The following is a 20,554-nucleotide window of genomic DNA, read 5'->3' as shown; positions in this document are numbered from 1 at the left end:
GATTTTTAACCTTCGGTTAACCCAAGAAGCCTTCAGAACAAAAGTATTGTCTTAGTGCCACACCAGACCGTCGGATCACAGGGCTTGGCGGCGCGTCCGCGGCAACGGCAGCGCAACATTCGTGCATTGCGCCGCACAAAAGTGCATCGAAGGAAGAGAAAGACCCGCACCTAGAAGGCGATCTTGGCGTCCGACAATTCGGCCCGGCGCTCCGGCGGCAGCGAGGCCACGGCGCTCCGCAGATAGGGCAGTAGTGCCTCGCCCGGCTTCTGCGCAATCCGGTGGATCAGCCGCACATCCCCGTATCGCAGCAGTGTCTGAATATCCGTGTCGAGCGCCGCCCGCGCCGCCTCGAGCGTCCGCTCGGCGGCCGCATTCCAGACCGAGAAGCGGGCGGCCAGAACCGCCTGCTCGGCAGGCGCATAGTTGACCGATTGCTGCATGAGAAAAGCGATCTCCTCCGGCCGCTCGGCGATGGCGCGCCGGACCATGGCGAGCCTCAGCCAGAAATTGCCGTCGGTGGGCGTGCAGCCGATGGCATGGCGAATGTAGCGTTCGGTCGCGGCCAACTGCGCAGCCCAGGCGTCATAGTCGTAGTAGGAATTCCGCTGGTCGAGTTCGGCGAGCTTGACCGTCAGGCCCGCGCGGACGATATCCGAGCGGCAATAGTCGTCCGAAACGACGCCGTCGGCCCGGGCCGCGAGACTGGTAACGGATGCGCGCGTCACGGGTGTTCCTGTTTCCAGGTAGCGGGCCATGAGCATCAGCTGGCCAAAGCGCGAGGAAGCCCTGAACTCCATGATGGAGACCACCAGACACAGTCCGCACAAGACGACGAACAAGGCAATCGCGGGTCGGACACGCGACACGAACAATGTTCTAGTCCTCGTGATAGTAAGAGGAATAGCGAGAATAGTAATACTCGCTCGAACCATAGGTCCGGTAGAGCTTCATCTTCGCCTCGTCGACCTTGTTCAGAACAACACCGGCGCATTTGCGAACGATTTCCTGGTCGGCGAACATGGCCGTCCTAACCGCCTTGCGCGACGTCTTGCCCCATTCGATCACGTAGACGAAGCTGTCGACCCGCACTGCCACGGCGCGCGCATCGACCACCGGGGCGAGCGGCGGGAGGTCGAGAATGATGTAGTCGAAATTGTCCTTGGCCGTCTCGACGATCGCATGCATGGCCTGCGAGGCCAGAAGCTCCGAGGAGTGAGGAACACGCCGCGTGACCACGGCCGGCAGGAAGGCGAGCTTGGTTTTCGGATCGAGAAGGAGCAGGTCGCGGATCGGTCGGTTGTCGATCAGCGCCTCGAGCAGACCCGCCTCGGCATGGCGACCGATCGCCCGCGTCGCCCCAGGATTGCGCAGGTCCGCGTCGATCAGCAGGGTCTTTGCCCCCTGCATGGCCAACAGTTCGGCGAAGTTGATCGCCACCGTCGACTTGCCCTCGCCCGGAAGGGTCGAGATCATGCCGATGACCTTGGCGCCGCCCACCTTGGAGCCGAGATCGACGGCAATCTTGGTGCTGCGCAGCGTTTCGGCGAACATCGACAGCGGGTGGTCGAGAACATAGCTGGTGATCGCGCTTGCCCGGCGGATATTGCGCGGATGGTCGCCACCCTTGGCGACCGGCACATCACTTTCCGCCACGAGAGGCGCGCTGCCGAGGAACTCCACACCGAGAACGTCGCGGATCTGATCTCCGGTGCGGAAGAAGCGGTCGCGGAACTCGCGGAAAGCGCCGATCGCTCCGCCGATGCCGATCCCGAGCAGAAGACCGAGCGCCAGGATGAACGGCTTGCGCGGATGGCTTGGACCGCTCGGAATGGTCGCTGCCGATATCACACGCGCTTCGGTGACGGGGAAGGATTGCTGCTGGGTCGCTTCCTGGAAACGCTGCAGGAATGTCTGGTAGAGGCTGCGATAGGATTCCGCGGTGCGTTCCAGTTCGCGCAGCTGTACCTGGCTCTCGCCGGCACTGGCGCTTGCGCCCTGGGCCGCGGTCACGTTTTCCTGAAGAGACTTCAGACGCGATTGGGCGACCGTCACTTCGCTCTGATAGCTCTCGGCGATGCGTCCCAGCTCCTCGAACATCAGCCGCTGGAACTCGCTCATCTCGGAGCGAAGCCGCACGGCCTGCACATGGTTCGGCCCGAGCCGGTTCGAGATCTCCGCCTCGAGCTTGGACGCTTCCAGATACTTCTTGCGCAGATCGTTGGAGATCGAACTGTCCAGCACGTCGGTGACGATCGCGTCTGTCCGGCCGGAATCGATGATCGACTTGATGCGGTCGTAACGCGCCTGCGCCTTGGCGACATCAGCCTGCGCCACGATCAAGGCACTGTTCAACTCGGTCAATTGCTGGTCGCTGACCAGGCGTCCATCCGCCGTCACCAGGCCGTTTTCGGCGCGGAACTTCTGCACAGCGAGATCCGATTCCACCGCCTTCTGCTTCAGCTCGTCGATACGCTCCTGCAGCCAGATGCTGGCACGGCGCGTGGCGTCATACTTGGATTCCAGCTTGTCGACCAGATAGGCATCGGCAACGGCCCGGGCGATGCGGGCCGCTTCACCGGCGCTGGGCGAGGTGTAGCTGATTTCGAGGACGAAGCTGCGACCGACGCGGGAGACTTCGAGACCCGACAAGAGCCTGGAGATCGCCGCGTTCTTCTTTCTCTCGATATCCTCGGCGGTTTCGACATTCGGCGCGAACCAGCCGGTGAAACTGAAAAGACTGCCGATGATGCCGGTGACCGAAGGAACCGCAGAGCCGCCCGACGCCATGAAGCCTGGATCGTCGGCCAGCTTCAACTTCGTGACGACGGCGCCGGCGATGCTGTCCGAACGCAGAAGCTCGACCTGGCTGAGAATGGATGCCTCGTCCGCATCGACCCCGCCCATTGCCGACAATTGGTCGACGATGCTGCTTTTGCTGCGGTCGATGAGAACGGAGGTATTGGCCGTGTAGAGCGGCACGGCGGTCAGTATATATCCGAAAGCGACGACCAAGGTCGCCACCACCGAAACGGCCACCACACGCCATTGGCGGCGGGCGATCGCGATCAGCTTTTCGAGGTCGCCCGAAGCGTCCGATCCAGTATCCGATCCCCACTCACTTGCATCACGGGAGGCGATCTTATCTGGGGACAGCAACAAAGCACCTCACAAAACAACCAAAATCATATGCCGTCACTTACGCGGCGGCATTCAGGATCAAGACACGGAGAGTCTTATTGCGTCGGGCTGACGCTGCCGTTGCCGTTGTTGGACGAACCGAAGTACTGGCCGCTACCGCTCGTGGAGAAGCCGCCACTGCCCTGGCTGTAGACCGTGTCACCACCCAGTCCGGCGGTACCGAGACCGGCATTGCCGCCGCCGCCGATACCTGCTGCACCGCCGCCACCGGTTGCACCGCCGGTCAGACCGCCGAGCGCCGCCGTCTGGACTTCGTTGCTGGCAGCAAGGAAGGCTGTCACCAGTTCCGGCGAATTGACGCCGGCGACCTTTTCCTGGATCAGCGCCGCATATTCGGGATTGGAGGCCGCGCAAGCGCGGGCCGCACGGGCAAGACCGGAGCCGATTGCCGCCTTCTGATCGGCATTGGCATCCGGAACCAGAGCCAGGATCGCGTCAATCGTACCGGAACTGGAACCGGCGAGAGCGCGAGCGCGGCTCGACAAAGGCAGACCGCCGCTGGGATTTTCCGTCAGAAGCGAGGCCGGAGTAGCGAGGAATGCGGCGATGTCGCCCTCGCTGAGCTTGGCCGGCGACTGAAAGCAAGCCACCGGAGCCATGGTCTCCTGAGCCGAGGCGCCGGACACAAATGCACTCGAAGCAAGCATAGCGACAGCAAAGCCGGCAGCGAACTTGCAGGTTACCTTGGACACCGTCATCTCGATCTTCCCTCAGAAACGCAGTTAATTTACTTTTAACAACATAAACACATCGGAAGGCATTTTGCAATGCAATGTAGAATATCCCACTAAATTAAGCTTAACCTAACAAGATATTCTTGGCCTTCGATCAATCCGCTATTTCCCGAACCGCATCGCGGGTCGCCACGACATCGGACGAGACGCCGGATGCTGTCGACGAGACAGAGTTGACGATGTCGAGGAACTTGATCAGTTCGACGGAGTCATGGTTCGAGACGTACAGGATATCCTTGTCCTGCATCGCGAACTTCTGAACCGCAAAGAAGGCGGACGGATCACGCATGTTGGCGCGGAAGATGACCGGGATCTGATCCGTCTGGAACGATGACGTGTCGATATTCAGCTTGTGCAGCGTCTTCGCATCGACCGTGCGGTAGAGCACGACCTGCGCCGGCTCGGCACGATTGTCGAGCAGACCACCGGACTTGGCGAGCGCCTCGCCCAGCGAAAGCGTCGATTCCTCGAAATCGAAGCGGCCATTGGCGCCGGAGGCGCCGAAGGCGAGGAAGGTCCGCCGCTCGCGATTGACGAAGATCGTATCGCCGGGGGCGACATAGATGTTCTCGGCGGGCGAATTGGACAGCTTGTTGTAGGAAATCGTCGCGGTGCGACCGTTGCGCTGCAAGGTAATGTAGGTCTCGATACCCGGCGCACTGATGCCGCCGGCCGTCGAGATGACATCAAGCACGCGCTCGCCACCCGACGAAATCTCGACCTTCTGCGGATCATTGACATCACCGAGCACAGCGACCTGGCTCGATTTGCGTTCCGTGACCGTGATCACGACCTGCGGTTCGATGGCGCGATTGGCCAGCAGATCCTCGATCTCGCGCTCGACCTGCTCCTTGGCGCGCCCTGCGGCGCGGATACGGCCGGCATAGGGAACCGATATGCTGCCGTTGCTGTCGATCTGCTGGGCAGGAAGGGTGATGAAGTTGCCGGGACGGCTGCCCGCATCGCTGGGAATGAAGAGGCCGCCGGCCTGGGCTTCGAAGATCGAGACTTCAATGGCATCCCCGACACCGAGCGGAATGGTCGGAGCGCCGCCGCGGCCACCGCCGAAACCATCCTTCAGGGACGAAACCGTCTCGGACTGGAAATAGCCCAGAATGGTCTTGTTGATGTCGATCAGCACATAGTCGATGCCCACCTTCTTGTCCTTAGTCGACAGCTTTACAGCCGCCTGTCCCTCAATGGCACGGTATGACGGGCCCGCATTCGGCACCGCAGCACAGCTCGCCAGGAGAGATGAAATTACAATGACGCTCAGCTTAGACGACATGGGGCGCATATGATCATCCTAAAATTTGAATTGATGTAACTATCATCAACACGCATAGCGCAACCATTTTGTGTCCCGATTCGACCGCACTTGAGAATAACAGTACAATACTGTGGCCGTGATACAACATAAACTCCGAATATAAAATCTCGATTTAACACATCTGTAGAGATCGACTTAAATATGACTTTGACTATATAAGAGGTTCTTGAAACTGTCACAATTCCAAGGATGAGCTCCTTGGAAAGACTCCGACATTCAGGAGTTTATTACTCGCTATCTGCATAATTTTCGTGCATTACTCGATGCAAATTGATGATTTACCCAAAAAAGGCCGCCGATTTTTTTGTCTTAGCGCCCATACTTTGGGCGACGAGCGATCGATCGCCTCTGAGACGAGTGCGGTTTCCGGCACGGTGCCAATCCCCAGGCCACGGGTTCCGCGCTGTGGCCAGGGCTCGCCGCAGGAACCGTCAATCGTGCCGAAACGGGAAAAAACGGCAATTCGCTAAAATTGTCGGCATCCGTTTAAGTGCGCTGCAAAACACCCCGGCTAATCTCTGTTCCAACGGATGAATTCCGCAAAGGACAGCCTGCATGCAAGCAGGCGGCAATGGTTGAACGGGGATTGAAGACATGCTGAAGACACTGCTTGCCACCGCCGCCGTCGCCATGACGGCCTTCATGAGCGCCAATCCCTCGGCCGCCGCCGGCCCGGGCGGCTTTGCCCGCAATCTGCGCGACACGCCCGCCGTCAGCTTCATCGCCGCAAGGACGCCCACCCTTGCACCCTTCGCCCACGTCAAGTTCTGCATGCAGAACCCGTCCGAATGCAAGAAGAGCAGCGGCTCCTCGGTCGTCGCACTCACCTCCTACCGCGAAGCCCAGCTGAAGCGCGTCAATGCCAGCGTCAACCGCTCGGTTCGCGCCATCAACGACTCTTCGGCGATCGACGGCGGCGACGTCTGGCAGGTCTCCGGCGGCAGCGGCGACTGCGAGGACTTCGCCCTGATCAAGCGCAAACGCCTGATCGCCATGGGCTGGTCGCCGCGCGCCCTGCGCATCGCGGTCGCCCGCACCGGTTCCGGCGAAGGCCATGCCGTGCTCGTCGTCAAGACCAGCCGCGGCGACCTCGTGCTCGACAACCGCGCCACCGCCATCCGCAACTGGAAGAACACCGACCTCAGATGGGTCAAGATCCAGTCCGGAGACAATCCCCGCATCTGGTATAATATGTGAACTTTCCGCTCCGCCGAGCGAGACGGCAGGAAAGGCGATGCATGACTTCGCCGCGATCGTCACGCCGGCCCACCTTATATATATGCGCGGGAACAGACGGCACCGGCACAGAGCGTGCCGATCGGCCAATCGCAAGCCGACCTGGATAGGACCAACGAAGGCCAACCTCCCGGCTAGCGCCGTCTCTTTGCTTCCTGTAGTGACGGATGCGCCTTCGGCACACGATCTTCTCGCGGGGTCCGGAGTAGCTCACCCAGCGTCGACCACGTATTCTGGTCGCCTGAACACGTCGAGCACAAGTCACGGAGCGCAGCCTGAATGAGAGGATTGCTACGGAAACTGTTCCGCAACGGTCAGACGGCCGCGATCGAGGGGCGTAGCAGATTGTCGTTCGAGCACGAGGCCGAGTTTTCCGCCATCTACGCCATTGGCGACGTCCATGGCTGCCGGACCGAATTGCTCGCGGCTGAAGTACGCATTCTGCGCGACGCCGCAAGTGTCGACGGCAAGAAGCTCATCGTCATGCTCGGCGACTATATCGACCGCGGGCCCAATTCGCGGCAGGTTCTCGAACACCTGATCGCACCGCCGCCAGCAGGCTTCGAACGGATCAGCCTCTGTGGCAATCATGACGAGCTGTTCCTGCGCTTCCTGGCCGACCCCACGGCGCATGTGAGCTGGCTGCAACTCGGCGGCCATGCGACCCTCTTTTCCTATGGCATCGATGCCAGCCACATCCTGGACCGCCCGCGCGGTCTGGAGCAACTGGCCGAGCTGGCGCGGGAGACGGTCCCCCAGGACCAGGTGGACTATCTGAAATCGCTGCCTTGTCTGCTGACCATCGGTCGCCTTGCCTTCGTCCATGCCGGCATCAGGCCCGGACTACCGCTGGAGGCGCAGAGCGACGAGGATCTCATGTGGATCCGCGAACCCTTCCTCAGCCGCGGCCCGGAACTGCCGCTGGTCGTGGTGCACGGCCACACCCCGGCGCCGCAGGTCATCTATGGAAGAGGCCGCATCTGCATCGACACCGGAGCCTTCGCGACCGGCCACCTGGCCGTCTTGAAGATCGCCGGCGGCAAGATCGAGGAATTGTGAAGGACGCGGCAGACCGCCGAGATTGCCCTGTCCGGTCCCACGCCAGGCAAGCAGGCGCATCCCATCCCGCCTGAGATCGACCGTTTCCGCTGCCGTCGGACAATACTCTGTGCCGAAACGGGAAAAAACGGCAATTCGCTAAAATTGTCGGCATCCGTTTAAGTGCGCTGCAAAACACCCCGGCTAATCTCTGTGCCAACGGATGAATTCCGCAAAGGACAGCCTGCATGCAAGCAGGCGGCAATGGTTGAACGGGGATTGAAGACATGCTGAAGACACTGCTTGCCACCGCCGTCGTCACCATGACGGCCTTCATGAGCGCCAATCCCTCGGCCGCCGCCGGCCCGGGCGGCTTTGCCCGCAATCTGCGCGACACGCCCGCCGTCAGCTTCATCGCCGCAAGGACGCCCACCCTTGCACCCTTCGCCCACGTCAAGTTCTGCATGCAGAACCCGTCCGAATGCAAGAAGAGCAGCGGCTCCTCGGTCGTCGCACTCACCTCCTACCGCGAAGCCCAGCTGAAGCGCGTCAATGCCAGCGTCAACCGCTCGGTTCGCGCCATCAACGACTCTTCGGCGATCGACGGCGGCGACGTCTGGCAGGTCTCCGGCGGCAGCGGCGACTGCGAGGACTTCGCCCTGATCAAGCGCAAACGCCTGATCGCCATGGGCTGGTCGCCGCGCGCCCTGCGCATCGCGGTCGCCCGCACCGGTTCCGGCGAAGGCCATGCCGTGCTCGTCGTCAAGACCAGCCGCGGCGACCTCGTGCTCGACAACCGCGCCACCGCCATCCGCAACTGGAAGAACACCGACCTCAGATGGGTCAAGATCCAGTCCGGAGACAATCCCCGCATCTGGTATAATATGTGAGGCGTTTCCGGGTCACACGGCCTTTGCCTCCGAGGCAAAGACCGTGCTGGCATCCCGCACGATGGATACGTGGGAATAGGCAGCCTTGCCCGCGGCTGCGGCGTCGCCCTTGAGGATCGCCGAGACGATCGCCTGATGCTCCTCGAAGGATCGGCTGAGCCGGCCCGGCAGACGAAACTGCGCGCGGCGGAACGGAGCCAAGCGGGCGCGGGTCTGGGTCACGAGATCATAGATGTGATCATTGTGAGCGCCGCGATAAAGCAGCGTATGGAAATCCATGTTGTGCGCGGCATAGGCTTCTTCATTGCCGGAATGGACGAGGCGCGCGGAAGCCCGGTGCATGGTCTCGAGCGCATGGCGTTCGTCAACCGTCATGCGCGCCGCCGCAAGCCGTGCGCAGACGCCTTCAAGCTCCGCCATGGCCTCGAACATGGAGGAGAGATAGTGGCCGGTCACATTGGTGACTTCCGCACTGCGATTCGGCTGTCGATCGACAAGCCCCATGGCGCAAAGCTCGCGAAGAGCCTCCCGCACCGGGGTTCGTGAGACCTCGAAACGGCCCGCCAGCGAGATTTCGTCCAGCTTGTCGCCCGGCTTCATCTGCCCGGTCACAATCATGTCGGCGATGGCCCGCACCATCTGCTCGACGGTGGTGCCGGTGCGGACAATCTCTCTCTTCTTCGGTGTGTTCACGCGCGACTCGGCTTTCTTCACGTCTGCATACAGATGCATGGCAATTCCGAACGAGTCAAACCTGACAGCTTAGCAACTGATTAACTTCGCTTTTTTGACATTCGGCATGCCGTCGAAACGGAAGCACGCTGCCATTCCGTCATTTTCTTTGAAAGCTGAGCACATTTTTCAAACAATGATGATTTATTGGCCATTTCTCCTCGAAAACTGCATACACTTTGCGCTACACACGCAAGCACTCAGAATTTAACACATATATATCAATGATTTAATTTCTGGCATGGTGATTGCATACACTTTACCTTGTCGCCATTTGAAACAGGCTTTTGCCGCCACAAGGAGCATTCCCATGACCAAACTCCTTCACATGAACCGCCGCAGCTTTCTGAAATCCTCCGCCACCGGCGTCGCCCTGGCCGGTTTTGCTCCCGGTCTCCTCGGCTCGACTGCCGCCGCGCAAGCGGCGCTTACCGTCGGCTTCATCTATGTCGGCCCGAAGGACGACTACGGCTACAACCAGGCGCACGCCGAAGGCGCAGCCGTGATCAAGGCCATGCCCGGCGTGACCGTGATCGAGGAAGAAAACGTCCCCGAGACGGTCGATGTCCAGAAGACCATGGAATCGATGATCAATCTCGACGGCGCGTCGCTCGTCTTCCCGACCTCGTTCGGCTATTTCGACCCCCACATGCTGGAGATGGCGCAGAAGTACCCCGACGTGCAGTTCCGCCATTGCGGCGGCATGTGGAAGGAAGGCGTCCACCCGGAAAATACCGGCTCCTATTTCGGTTACATCGGCCAGGGCCAGTATCTGAACGGCATCGCCGCCGGCCACGCCACCAAGAGCAAGAAGATCGGCTTCGTCGCCGCCAAGCCCATTCCGCAGGTGCTGCAGAACATCAATTCCTTCCTGCTCGGCGCCCGTTCCGTCGAACCGGCCATCACCTGCCAGGTGATCTTCACCGGCGAATGGTCGCTCGCCGTCAAGGAGGCCGAAGCGACGAATGCCCTTGTCGACCAGGGCGCCGATGTCATCACCTGCCATGTCGACAGCCCGAAGGTCGTGGTCGAGACGGCCGCCGGCCGCGGCGCCTTTGTCTGCGGCTACCACGCCAACCAGAGCCCGCTCGCACCGGAGAAATACCTCACGGGCGCCGAATGGGCCTGGGGCAATGTCTATAGCGACTTCGTGAAGAAGGCCCAGGCCGGCGAAAAGCTCGGCAATTTCGTCCGCGGCGGCTTGAAGGACGGCTTCGTCAAGATGAGCCCGCTCGGCCCAGCGGTTCCCGAAGCCGGCCGCAAGCAGTTCGAGACGACGCTCGGCGAGATCATGGCCGGCGGCTTCTCGGTGTTCAAGGGCGGCATCAAGGACAACAAGGGCAATGTCGTCGTCGCCGAGGGCAAGTCCTTCCCCGAGGATGCGATCGAGCTCGAGAGCATGGACTATCTCGTCGAAGGTGTCGTCGGCTCGACCTCGTAACCTGAACGGAGCGGCGGCGTCATGACCATCGAAGCCAACATGCCAACACTGCCGCCGTTCACCGGGCGGGCCGGATACGCCCGACCCGTCCTCGAAGGGCTGGCGCGGCGAGCCGAGCCGGTGGCGATCGCCTTTTTTGCCGTCATCGTCGGACTGGCACTATTTTCCGTGTTCATCGCGGCGATCGGCAAGTCCCCGATGCAGCTCTTCCAACTGATGTATGCCGGCGGCTTCGGCAGCTGGTTCTCCATCCAGAACTCGCTGAGCCGGGCAGCGCCGCTCCTGCTGACGGCCCTTTGCGTCGCGCTCCCCGCCCGTCTCGGCCTCGTTGTCATCGGCGCGGAAGGGGCGGTCGTGCTCGGCGGCCTGGCCGGGGCCGCAATCGCCGTTCCGCTGATCGGCAGCGCGCCGCCGCTCCTCGCGTGGTTGCTGATGGCCCTTGCCGGCATGGTGATCGGCGGCATCTGGATCGGGCTCGCCGGTTTCCTGCGCCACTATCGCGGCGTCAACGAGACCATTGCCTCGCTGCTGCTCTCCTACATCGCCATCGCCCTGATGAACCACCTGATCGAAGGACCGCTGCGCGATCCGGCCAGCCTCAACAAGCCGTCGACGGTCCAGCTTCCGCCGGAGTTCATGCTCGGCAAGATCCCCGGCATGGACGTGCATTGGGGTCTGGTGATCGGCGTTTTGGCCTGCATCGGCTCGTGGATCCTGATCGAGCGGACGAGCTTCGGCTTTGCCGCCCGGGTGGCTGGCGGCAATGTCCGCGCCGCCCAGATCCAGGGCCTGCCGGTCGGCCGGCTGGTGGTCGGGCTGACGGCACTCGCCGGCGCCTTTGCCGGGCTTGCCGGCACGATCGAGGTCGCCGCCGTGCAGGGCAGCGCCAACGGCGCACTGATCGCCGGCTACGGCTATGCCGGCATCCTCGTCGCCTTCCTCGCCCGCCACAATCCGCTGGCGATCATCCCGGTCGCCATCCTGCTCGGCGGCATCGATGCCTCGGGCGGGCTGATCCAGCGCCGCATGGGCCTGCCGGATGCGACGGTTCTCGTGCTTCAGGGCACGCTCTTCGTCGTCATCCTGTTCTGCGAAACGCTCTACGGCCGCTTCAAGGCCTTCAACCCCGATCTGTGGAAAAGGAGCGCGTGATGAACGAGACAGCCTTGGGTTTCTGGGGCGTGCCGCTCGCGGTGCTGGCCGGCGCGATCCGCGTCTCCACCCCGTTCATCTTCGTCAGCCTCGGCGAGACGATCACCGAACGCTCGGGCCGCATCAATCTCGGCCTCGAGGGCACGCTGGTCTTCGGCGCGATGAGCGCCTATGCGGTCGCCGTCATGACCGGCTCGCCTTGGCTCGGCGTCGTTGCCGCCATGACCACCGGCGCTCTGTTCGGCCTGATCCACGGCTTCATCTGCAAGTTTCCGAAGGTCAACGACATCGCCATCGGCATCGCCATGATGCAGTTCGGCCTCGGCCTCGCCTTCTTTCTCGGCAAGCCCTTCATCCAGCCCTCGGCACCCAAGCTGCCCTCGATTGCGCTTGGCAACTGGTCGAGCCTGCCGCAGGTGCAGTCCGCGCTGAACATCAACGTGCTCTTCCTGATCGGGGCAGCGCTCGCCGTCTTCCTCTGGTGGGCGCTGAAGAACACCCGCCCCGGCCTGATCCTCCGGGTGGTCGGCGACAGCTCGGATGCGGCGCGTGCCATGGGGCTCAATCCGGATACGATCCGCCTCGTCGCCACTGCCGCCGGTGGCGCGCTGGCCGCCATCGGCGGCGCCTATCTGTCGCTTTTCTATCCCGGCTCCTGGAACGAAGGCATTTCCTCAGGGCAAGGCCTGATGGCCGTGGCGCTGGTCATCTTCGCCCGCTGGAATCCCATCGGTTGCTTCCTCGCCTCGCTCCTGTTCGGCGGCGCCGGCGCGCTCGGACCTGCCCTGCAGTCGGTCGGCGTCAGCCAGGGCTACTATCTCTTCTACGCAGCACCCTACGTGATGACGCTGATCATCATGATCGCCACGTCCTCCCCGACCCGCCCGATTGCCGGCATGCCCGGCGCCCTCTCCCTCGTCAAATAGGAGCACCGACGTGAACAGCCTCGCCTCCATCGCCCCGGCCGCGTCCGACCTTAGCTACATCGACGCCGATCCCTACAACTGGCCCTATAACGGCAAGCTCCGGCCCGACAACACGGCGCTCATCATCATCGACATGCAGACGGATTTCTGCGGTCCCGGCGGTTATGTCGATCACATGGGCTACGACCTCGCCCTGGTGCGGGCGCCGATCGAGCCGATCAAGCGTGTGCTGGCCGCCATGCGGGCCAAGGGTTACCACATCATCCACACGCGCGAGGGCCACCGGCCGGACCTCGCCGACCTGCCGGCCAACAAGCGCTGGCGTTCCCAGCGCATAAATGCCGGCATCGGCGATGCGGGCCCCTGCGGCCGCATCCTGGTGCGCGGCGAGCCGGGCTGGGACATCATCGAGGAACTCTACCCGATCGACGGCGAGGTCATCATCGACAAGCCCGGCAAGGGCTCGTTCTGCGCCACCGATCTCGAACTGATCCTCAACCAGAAGCGCATCGAGAATATCATCCTGACCGGCATCACCACCGATGTCTGCGTGTCCACCACCATGCGCGAGGCCAACGACCGCGGTTTCGAATGCCTGCTACTCGAGGATTGCTGCGGCGCGACCGACTACGGCAATCACCTCGCGGCGATCAAGATGGTCAAGATGCAGGGCGGCGTGTTCGGCTCCGTCTCCAACTCAGGAACGCTTGTGAGGCAATTGCCATGATCATCGGCGATATCCCCCCGCACAAGACCATCCCCGCCGTCGGCATCGAGACGGTGGACATGACCATGCGCTTCGGTTCCTTCACCGCGCTCGACCAGGTGTCGATCAAGGTCGCGCCGGGCTCGTTCCATGCCCTTCTCGGCGAGAACGGCGCCGGCAAGTCGACGCTGGTCAAATGCATCATGGGCTTCTACCGTCAGACGTCCGGGCAGTTGCAGGTAGACGATCGGGAAGTGGCGATCGCCTCTCCCCGCGATGCGGCCACCCACGGTCTCGGCATGGTCTACCAGCATTTCACCCTCGTCGCGTCGCTCACCGGAGCGGAGAACCTGGTGATCAGCCGGACGGAGGTGCCCGCGGTGATCAACTGGGCGAAGGAGCGCCAGGGGCTTTCCGCCTTCATGGAAACCATGCCCTTCGACATTCCGCTCAACCGCCCGGTCAGCGAGCTCGCGGCGGGCGAAAAGCAGAAACTCGAGATCATCAAGCAACTCTATCTCGGCCGCCGCTTTCTCGTCCTCGACGAGCCGACCTCGGTCCTCACGCCGGCGGAGGCCGACGACATGCTCGGCCTCGTGCGCGCCATGACGGAGCGCGGCGAGCTGACCGTGCTGATGATCAGCCACAAGTTCCACGAGGTGACGAAGTTCGCCGATGCCGTCTCCGTTCTCCGCCGCGGCAGACTGATGGGCGGCGGCAAGGTGTCCGAGCTTTCGACGAAGGACATGGCGGCGATGATGATCGGCGACGTCAAGCTGGCCGAACTCGACACGCGCCTGCCGGTCGCCAACGATGCGGCCCCCATTCTCGCCATCGAGAACGTCCGCGCGCCGGACCGCACCGGTCTGAAGACGATCGACATCGACAAGCTCGTCGTGCACGCCGGCGAAATCGTCGGCATTGCCGGCATTTCCGGCAACGGCCAGAAGGAACTTGCCGAAGTGCTGGCCGGCCAGCGGCCGACCGAGGCGGGCGAGGTCATCATCAAGGGAAAACGCTATGGCGCGACGCGGGCCGAGACCCGGGAGAACAACGTGCGTTTCATTCCCGAGGAACCGCTCGCCAATGCCTGCGCGCCGCGCATGACGGTGACGGAAAACCTTGCTTTCCGCACCTTCGACGTGAAGAAGGCCGGCGGCAATGCCACCTGGCTCGACGGCAGGTCCATGCGCAAGCGGGGTGCCGCGCTGATTTCCGACTTCAAGGTCAAGACCGCCTCCCCCGCCTCGCCGATCGCATCGCTCTCCGGCGGTAATGTGCAGCGCGCGGTGCTCGCCCGCGAACTGACAGGCGAGGTCGACCTGCTGATCGTCGCCAATCCCTGCTTCGGCCTCGATTTCTCCGCCGTGGCGGAAATCCGTGCCCGCATCATGAAGGCGCGCAATGCCGGCACCGCCGTCCTGCTGATCTCGGAGGATCTCGACGAGTTGATGGAAATGTCCGACCGCATCATGGTGATGTCAGACGGCAAGCTGGTCTACGATACTCCGGCGCGCGAGGCGGATATTTCCGTCATCGGCGCCCATATGGCAGGGCATCACTGATGACCGACATCGTCGCACGACCCTTCGCCTTCCCCTTGAGGCGCCATGCCGTGGCGCTGATCGTCATCGACATGCAGCGCGATTTTGCCGAGGCAGGCGGTTTCGGTGCGAGCCTCGGCAACGACGTCGCCCGGGTGGGAAAGATCGTGCCCGACGTCAAGCGGCTGATCGAGGGCTTTCGCGAAGCCGGGCTGCCGGTCATCCACACCATGGAATGCCACCGGCCGGACCTCTCCGACTTGCCGCCCGCCAAACGCGACCGTGGCAACCCTTCGCTCCGCATCGGCGACGAAGGACCCATGGGCCGCATCCTGATCGCCGGCGAGCCCGGCACGGCGATCCTTGCCGAACTGGCACCGATTGACGGCGAGATCGTCATCGAGAAACCCGGCAAGGGCGCCTTCTACGCCACGCCGCTCGGCGAGATCCTGAAGGAGCGCGGCATCAGCCAGCTCGTGTTCGCCGGCGTCACCACCGAGGTCTGCGTGCAGACGACCATGCGCGAGGCAAACGATCGCGGTTACGAATGCCTGCTCGTCGAGGAGGCGACCGAAAGCTACTTTCCCCAATTCAAGGCCGCAGCCATCGAGATGATCCGCGCCCAAGGCGCGATCGTCGGCTGGACCGCCCATCTCGACGATCTACTGGAAGGATTAGCCTGTGCCTGATGCAATGCGTGAAAACCTGACGTCCGGCGGCTGGAAAGAGCTGGACTTCAGACCCTTTCGTGACGGTGTCACGATCCACTGGATCAGACCCTTCGACGACGACCAACCGGGCGTCGCGCTTCTCAAATACGATGCAGGCGCGTCGGTGCCGCTTCACCGCCACGAGGGCCTCGAAACCATCTTCGTCCTGGACGGCAGCCAGTCCGACGAGGCCGGCGACTACGGCACCGGCTCGCTGGTCGTCAACGCGACCGGCACGGAGCACTCCGTCTGGAGCGAGACCGGCTGCGTCGTGCTGATCCAGTGGGACCGGCCCGTGACCATACTCGAAGGGAATCTCTGATGACCGATGCCCAAGCCTTCGATATCGCCTCGCTGCACGCGGCCTACCGCGCGGGCTGGACGGCGGAAGCCATGATCGACCTCGTCTTCGCCCGGATCACTGCCGTCGACGACCCCGGCATTTTCCTGCATCTGGCCGACAAGACCTCGCTGCTGGCGCAGGCGGATGCGCTCGGCGCGTTCGATCCGATCACCAGGCCGCTCTGGGGCATTCCCTTTGCCGTGAAGGACAATATCGACGTTGCGGGCATGCCGACCACCGCCGCCTGCCCGGACTATGCCTACCTGCCCGAGAAGGATGCGACGGTCGTGCGGCTGTTGAAGGCAGCCGGTGCGCTGGTGATCGGCAAGACCAATCTCGACCAGTTCGCCACGGGCCTTGTCGGCGTGCGTACGCCCTTTCCCGCCCCGCGCAATGCCATCGACCCGAGGCTCGTGCCGGGCGGATCGAGTTCCGGCTCGGCGGTCGCGACCGCCCAGGGCATCATCAGCTTCGCGCTCGGCACCGATACGGCCGGATCGGGGCGCATTCCCGCCGGGCTCAACAACATCGTCGGGCTGAAACCGAGCGTCGGCGCTCTGTCGACGACCGGCGTCATTCCCGCCTGCCGCACGCTCGACTGCATCTCGATCTTCGCGCTGACCGTCGATGACGCCTGGCGGGTCTTTTCCGTCGCAGCCAAACCCGACGAGAGCGATGCCTATTCCCGCTCAGTGGGTGCCGAGGGATACGGTACCGCCCCGCCCGTGCTGACCATCGGGGTTCCGGCAAAGGCCGACCGCCAGTTCTTCGGCGATGTCGTCATGGAAGCGTCCTATGACGCGGCGCTCTCCACACTGGCCGGCATGGGCCACAAGCTCGTCGAACTGCCCTTTGCCGATTTCTACGCGACCGCCAACCTGCTCTACGAGGGCGCCTGGGTGGCCGAGCGTTATGCGGCGGTCAGGGATTTCTTCGACGCCCATGAGGCAAGTTTCCATCCCGTGACGCGCAAGATCTATGGCGGGGCGAAGAACCTCTCGGCAGCCGATGCCTTCGACGGTCTCTATGCCCTGCAGGCGTTGAAGCGAAAGCTCGCCCCGGTGATCGCTTCGGTCGATCTGATCTGCGTGCCGACCGCCCCGACCCACTACACGGTCGAGGACCTGGAAGCCGAACCGATCCGCGAAAATTCGCGTCTCGGCACCTACACCAATTTCGTCAACCTGCTCGACATGTGCGGCATCGCCGTGCCAACGGGAAAGCGCAGCGACGGACTGCCGGCCAACGTGACGCTGCTCGCCGGTTTCGGCAAGGACGGACTGACGGCCTCGCTCGCCGCCGACCTGCATGGCGCCAGCGGCCTGACGCTCGGCGCGACGAACTGGATGCTTCCGGAACGCGCGACCCCGATGATGGCTGCCGATGAGGATCTGATCGATCTCGTCGTGGTCGGCGCGCATCTCTCCGGCATGCCGCTCAACAGCCAGCTTCGCGATCTCGATGCGCGGTTTTCGCGCGCGGCACGGACTGCCGAGACCTACCGGCTGCATGCGCTCGCCGGCACCAGGCCGCCGAAGCCGGGCCTGATCCGCAGTTCAGGCGACGATGGCGCGATGATCGAGGTCGAGGTCTGGCAACTGACGCCGGATGCCTTCGGCCGCTTCGTCGCCGCCATCCCCGCGCCGCTCGGCATCGGCACGATCGAGCTTTCGGACGGTACCTCGGCCAAGGGTTTTCTCGTCGAACCCATCGCCCTCACCGGCGCCGAGGACATCACCGCGCATCGCGGCTGGCGCGCCTATATGCAGAGCCTGGCCGGATGACGACGGCGATGCGTCGCCGTCCTCGGGCCTGCAATGTCAGGAAGCCGGGCGAAAAGCCTTGATGCGGGCCGGGTCGGTTTCAATGCGGCCGGCGCCGATCAGGTCGAGGCAATAGGGCACGGCAGCAAAGATGGTGTCGAGGCTGAAACGGATCGAGCTCGGCTTGCCCGGCAGGTTGATGATCAGCGTCTTGCCACGCGTGCCGGCCGTCTGGCGCGACAGGATGGCGGTCGGCGTCTGTTCGAGGCTGGCGCGCCGGAGCTGTTCGCCGAAACCCGGCAATTCCTTCACGAGCAGCTCGCGCATGGCTTCCGGAGTCTCGTCGCGGGGTGCGGGCCCGGTTCCGCCGGTGGTGAGGATCAGGTCGACCTGGCTTTCGTCGCAGAGCGCAATCAGCTCATCGCGCACCGACACCAGCCCATCCGGGATGATCCGCTTGACGACCTGGTAGGGCGAGGTGATGACCTCCTCCAGCCAGGCCTCGATCGCCGGCCCGCTCAGATCCTCGTACTGCCCGCGGCTGGCGCGGTCCGACACGGTGACGATGGCAATCTGCATTCTGTCCTCCCGGAGCCTGGATAGGGCGAACCGCCGACCCCGCGCGCGGCGCGCGCCATCAGCGGAACTCGCAGACCCATACAGGCGAAGAGGCCGCCGGCGCAACGGATATGCAACCCCTTGCGTCGGAGAATACGTCACAGCAGTCGTTCGCCACGGCGACCCGGCAAGGGACCTGTCCGCAATTCCGGCATTGCGCCGGGTGAGTGCGGCCCCTTAGAACAGCGCTTCGTCAAAGAGTTCTTCATCGAAAGCCGATGCGGCCGAGGTCCCGGCTGCGGCCAGGCTGACGGTGGCTGCCGGCGAAGCGCCGAAGATCTTGGCATGCAGTTCCCGTTCGGCGGCCATGGTATAGAGCCGCCCGATACCGGAGCCGACTTCACCCATCGGTCCGTGCAGGTCGGAGGTATCAGGCAGGCTGGCTGGCGTCTGCTCGGCAATGAGTTCGGCACAGTGGTCGAGGATGTCGCCCAGTTCCGCCTGGAAGTCGAGTTTGGCAATGGTCGCCTCCATGTGCTCGACCGCGGCGCGGCCTTGCTGGTCGACCGCCGTCAGGCTTGCTTCCATCCTGTCGGCCGCCTGGCGGATGTCGTCGAGCGCCACCGCCAGCTGCTGGTAGAGGCCGATCTCGGTATCTCCCGTGACATCCGCTCCCCCGGCCAGGGCCTCGGCGCAGACGCCGAGTTCCTGCAGCCGTCCGAGGATGCTCTCGGCGCTGTCGTCCATCTGGCCGGCGAAGACGCGAAGCTCGGCGGTCACGACGTTGATCGCCCGGCCTTCCTCGCCGATGCGGCTGCAGCGCAGGTTCGTGTTGAGCGCCATGTACTGGATGTCGGTCCGCACCACCCGGACGATCTCGATCCCGTCGAGCAGCTCGCGTACGATCCGGCCGGTGCTGCGGCTCAGCGCATCGGATTCGGTGGCAGTCGCCGTCACCGTCTGGACCACGCCCTGGGCGCTGGCAATATTCGTTTCCAGCTGGCGGATCAGGCTGTTGCCGGTCCCCTCGTCATCGTTCATGCCCTGCCGCAGGGACAGGATCGCCGAAATATCCTTGTTGAAGCTGCCGACCGTGGAGACGATCTTGGCGGTGTCCCGGCGGAAGTCGGCGCGCGTCTGGTCGAGCTGGCGATGCACCAACGTCAGCACGCAGGCGTGAAGCCGCGAGCGCCGTCCGGCATCAAGCGCCCGGCCCGCGGCGCTGTCGAGATAGTCGTCGATGAAGGAAAGGCTCGACTGGCAGTGCTCGATACGCTGGCGGGTGATGTCGCCGACCTGCATGGCCGAAAGCACGGTCGCCAGTTTCGCCTGGACGGCGCCGGCAAGCTTGCGCACCGACTTTGCCGCAACGGCAAGCTGGTTGTGGTGCTCGGTCAGCTGACCGGCTCCCCGCGCGAGTTCTGCGGCGATCTTCGGAACGAGTTCACGGTAGCTAGCGAGGATCTGCTGGCCGCGCGCGGCCGCCGGCTTGAGCTGAACAGAAAGCTCGACGAGCTTTGCGGCGAAGCTCTCGACCTGATCGCTGCCATAGCGGATGCGATCGATGATCTCCTCGGCAAAACCGGCAAACTCGCTGACGCCGGCACCGGTGATTTTCGCCGTGAGCGCGAAGGTGCGCAGATAGCGCAGCGTCTCTCGCATCCGCCCGACCTCTTCGACGAGCGAATGCTCGATGTCGGCAATCTTCGACAGGCTGTGCTGGCGATCCTCCTCGAGGCGGGGCAGCTCGGTCAGCTTCGCCATGATGCGGGCAAGGTCGGCCCGGGTGCGCTCGGCGGCCTCGCCGTTCAGCGAGACCATCATGGCATCCAGCGTGTCGATCATCTTCGAAACGGAATCGAGGACCCCCAGCAGGACCGTGCCTCCTTCGAGGAAGCGCGTCTCGATCCGGGACCGGGCATTCTCGAGCCCCGCAGCGAGACCGGCTGCGGGTGTGAGGCTTGTGGCGAAGGCCGCTGCTTGATTCCTCGACACTTTTTTCTCCGTTTTCGAGAGTCTTTTTGTATTTATCTAAATTATCATTTCGAAACGTTTTACTTTCGATCTCCGGGACACCCTTAATTTTCCCCTCAATACTGAAGGGGGTGCCTGGTCCACCGCTCGGCAATCGCGTTCGCAGCACACCTAGCGCGACGGCGATTAACAGCATGATAAAAATGCGAAAATTGGCACGCAGTTGGTTAACGGAGTGCCACCGATGCGCGTATCGATCCCACACACCCGTTTTGG

General features: G+C 63.2%; 18 protein-coding genes. 11 read left to right on the top strand and 7 right to left on the bottom strand.

Going from position 1 to position 20,554, the window contains the following annotated elements; all coding sequences use genetic code 11:
* Positions 1–170: 170 nt before the first annotated feature.
* The 4 genes from AC07Y0_RS00995 to AC07Y0_RS00980 form a co-directional block, all read right to left on the bottom strand.
* Positions 171–812, bottom strand: a complete 642-nt coding sequence (locus AC07Y0_RS00995; protein ID WP_498673651.1) for a hypothetical protein — start codon at positions 810–812, stop codon at positions 171–173.
* Positions 813–879: 67 nt separating this feature from the next.
* Positions 880–3,159 (bottom strand): polysaccharide biosynthesis tyrosine autokinase, encoded by a 2,280-nt coding sequence (locus tag AC07Y0_RS00990; protein ID WP_498673649.1) that lies wholly within the window; start codon positions 3,157–3,159, stop codon positions 880–882.
* 77 nt (positions 3,160–3,236) lie between these two features.
* Positions 3,237–3,899, bottom strand: a complete 663-nt coding sequence (locus AC07Y0_RS00985) for a hypothetical protein (RefSeq protein WP_498673648.1) — start codon at positions 3,897–3,899, stop codon at positions 3,237–3,239.
* Positions 3,900–4,029: 130 nt separating this feature from the next.
* Positions 4,030–5,091 carry a polysaccharide biosynthesis/export family protein gene (locus AC07Y0_RS00980; protein ID WP_498673646.1) on the bottom strand — a complete coding sequence of 354 codons (1,062 nt, stop codon included), beginning with the start codon at positions 5,089–5,091 and terminating at the stop codon, positions 4,030–4,032.
* 768 nt (positions 5,092–5,859) lie between these two features.
* On the opposite strand from AC07Y0_RS00980, the gene AC07Y0_RS00975 reads away from it, so the two are divergent.
* The 3 genes from AC07Y0_RS00975 to AC07Y0_RS00965 all read left to right on the top strand — a co-directional run bounded on the left by AC07Y0_RS00975 (position 5,860) and on the right by AC07Y0_RS00965 (position 8,429).
* Positions 5,860–6,462 carry a transglutaminase-like cysteine peptidase gene (locus tag AC07Y0_RS00975; protein ID WP_498673644.1) on the top strand — a complete coding sequence of 201 codons (603 nt, stop codon included), beginning with the start codon at positions 5,860–5,862 and terminating at the stop codon, positions 6,460–6,462.
* 318 nt (positions 6,463–6,780) lie between these two features.
* Entirely contained in the window at positions 6,781–7,560 is a 780-nt protein-coding gene (locus AC07Y0_RS00970; protein ID WP_498673642.1) for a metallophosphoesterase family protein, read from the top strand.
* Between the two features lie 266 nt (positions 7,561–7,826).
* Positions 7,827–8,429, top strand: coding sequence for a transglutaminase-like cysteine peptidase (locus AC07Y0_RS00965; protein ID WP_498673640.1), 603 nt, complete (start codon positions 7,827–7,829; stop codon positions 8,427–8,429).
* A 12-nt stretch (positions 8,430–8,441) separates the two neighbouring features.
* Here AC07Y0_RS00965 and AC07Y0_RS00960 read toward each other — a convergent pair whose 3' ends face one another.
* Positions 8,442–9,161, bottom strand: a complete 720-nt coding sequence (locus tag AC07Y0_RS00960) for a GntR family transcriptional regulator (protein WP_498673638.1) — start codon at positions 9,159–9,161, stop codon at positions 8,442–8,444.
* Between the two features lie 310 nt (positions 9,162–9,471).
* Here AC07Y0_RS00960 and AC07Y0_RS00955 point away from each other — a divergent pair, with 310 nt between their 5' ends.
* From AC07Y0_RS00955 to atzF, 8 genes are read left to right on the top strand one after another with little or no spacing between them, the layout of a single operon-like run.
* On the top strand, positions 9,472–10,602 hold the full coding sequence (locus tag AC07Y0_RS00955) for a BMP family ABC transporter substrate-binding protein (RefSeq protein WP_498673636.1): 1,131 nt from the start codon (positions 9,472–9,474) through the stop codon (positions 10,600–10,602).
* 21 nt (positions 10,603–10,623) lie between these two features.
* Positions 10,624–11,754 (top strand): ABC transporter permease, encoded by a 1,131-nt coding sequence (locus AC07Y0_RS00950; RefSeq protein WP_498673634.1) that lies wholly within the window; start codon positions 10,624–10,626, stop codon positions 11,752–11,754.
* Positions 11,754–12,680 carry an ABC transporter permease gene (locus AC07Y0_RS00945; protein WP_498673632.1) on the top strand — a complete coding sequence of 309 codons (927 nt, stop codon included), beginning with the start codon at positions 11,754–11,756 and terminating at the stop codon, positions 12,678–12,680. Before AC07Y0_RS00950 ends, AC07Y0_RS00945 begins: the two co-directional genes overlap by 1 nt.
* Before the next feature lie 28 nt (positions 12,681–12,708).
* Complete coding sequence (biuH, locus tag AC07Y0_RS00940) at positions 12,709–13,407, top strand: biuret amidohydrolase (RefSeq protein ID WP_498680154.1); 699 nt, start codon at positions 12,709–12,711, stop codon at positions 13,405–13,407.
* On the top strand, positions 13,404–14,951 hold the full coding sequence (locus AC07Y0_RS00935) for an ABC transporter ATP-binding protein (protein WP_498673630.1): 1,548 nt from the start codon (positions 13,404–13,406) through the stop codon (positions 14,949–14,951). The genes biuH and AC07Y0_RS00935 overlap by 4 nt, the downstream gene beginning before the upstream one ends.
* Complete coding sequence (locus tag AC07Y0_RS00930) at positions 14,951–15,619, top strand: cysteine hydrolase family protein (RefSeq protein ID WP_498673628.1); 669 nt, start codon at positions 14,951–14,953, stop codon at positions 15,617–15,619. Before AC07Y0_RS00935 ends, AC07Y0_RS00930 begins: the two co-directional genes overlap by 1 nt.
* Positions 15,612–15,962 carry a cupin domain-containing protein gene (locus AC07Y0_RS00925; RefSeq protein WP_028739228.1) on the top strand — a complete coding sequence of 117 codons (351 nt, stop codon included), beginning with the start codon at positions 15,612–15,614 and terminating at the stop codon, positions 15,960–15,962. Before AC07Y0_RS00930 ends, AC07Y0_RS00925 begins: the two co-directional genes overlap by 8 nt.
* Positions 15,962–17,767: an allophanate hydrolase gene (atzF, locus tag AC07Y0_RS00920; RefSeq protein ID WP_498673626.1), complete on the top strand. Its 1,806-nt coding sequence runs from the start codon at positions 15,962–15,964 to the stop codon at positions 17,765–17,767. The genes AC07Y0_RS00925 and atzF overlap by 1 nt, the downstream gene beginning before the upstream one ends.
* 36 nt (positions 17,768–17,803) lie before the next feature.
* On the opposite strand, the gene mog is transcribed toward atzF, so the two are convergent.
* Entirely contained in the window at positions 17,804–18,325 is a 522-nt protein-coding gene (gene mog, locus AC07Y0_RS00915) for a molybdopterin adenylyltransferase (protein WP_498673624.1), read from the bottom strand.
* Between the two features lie 216 nt (positions 18,326–18,541).
* Complete coding sequence (locus tag AC07Y0_RS00910; protein ID WP_498673622.1) at positions 18,542–20,299, bottom strand: chemotaxis protein; 1,758 nt, start codon at positions 20,297–20,299, stop codon at positions 18,542–18,544.
* Positions 20,300–20,554: the final 255 nt, after the last annotated feature.

Source organism: Allorhizobium sp. GW101-3B10 (assembly GCF_059424725.1).
The sequence above is the reverse complement of the archived record's forward strand: the minus strand, read 5'-3'. Positions and strand labels throughout refer to the sequence as shown.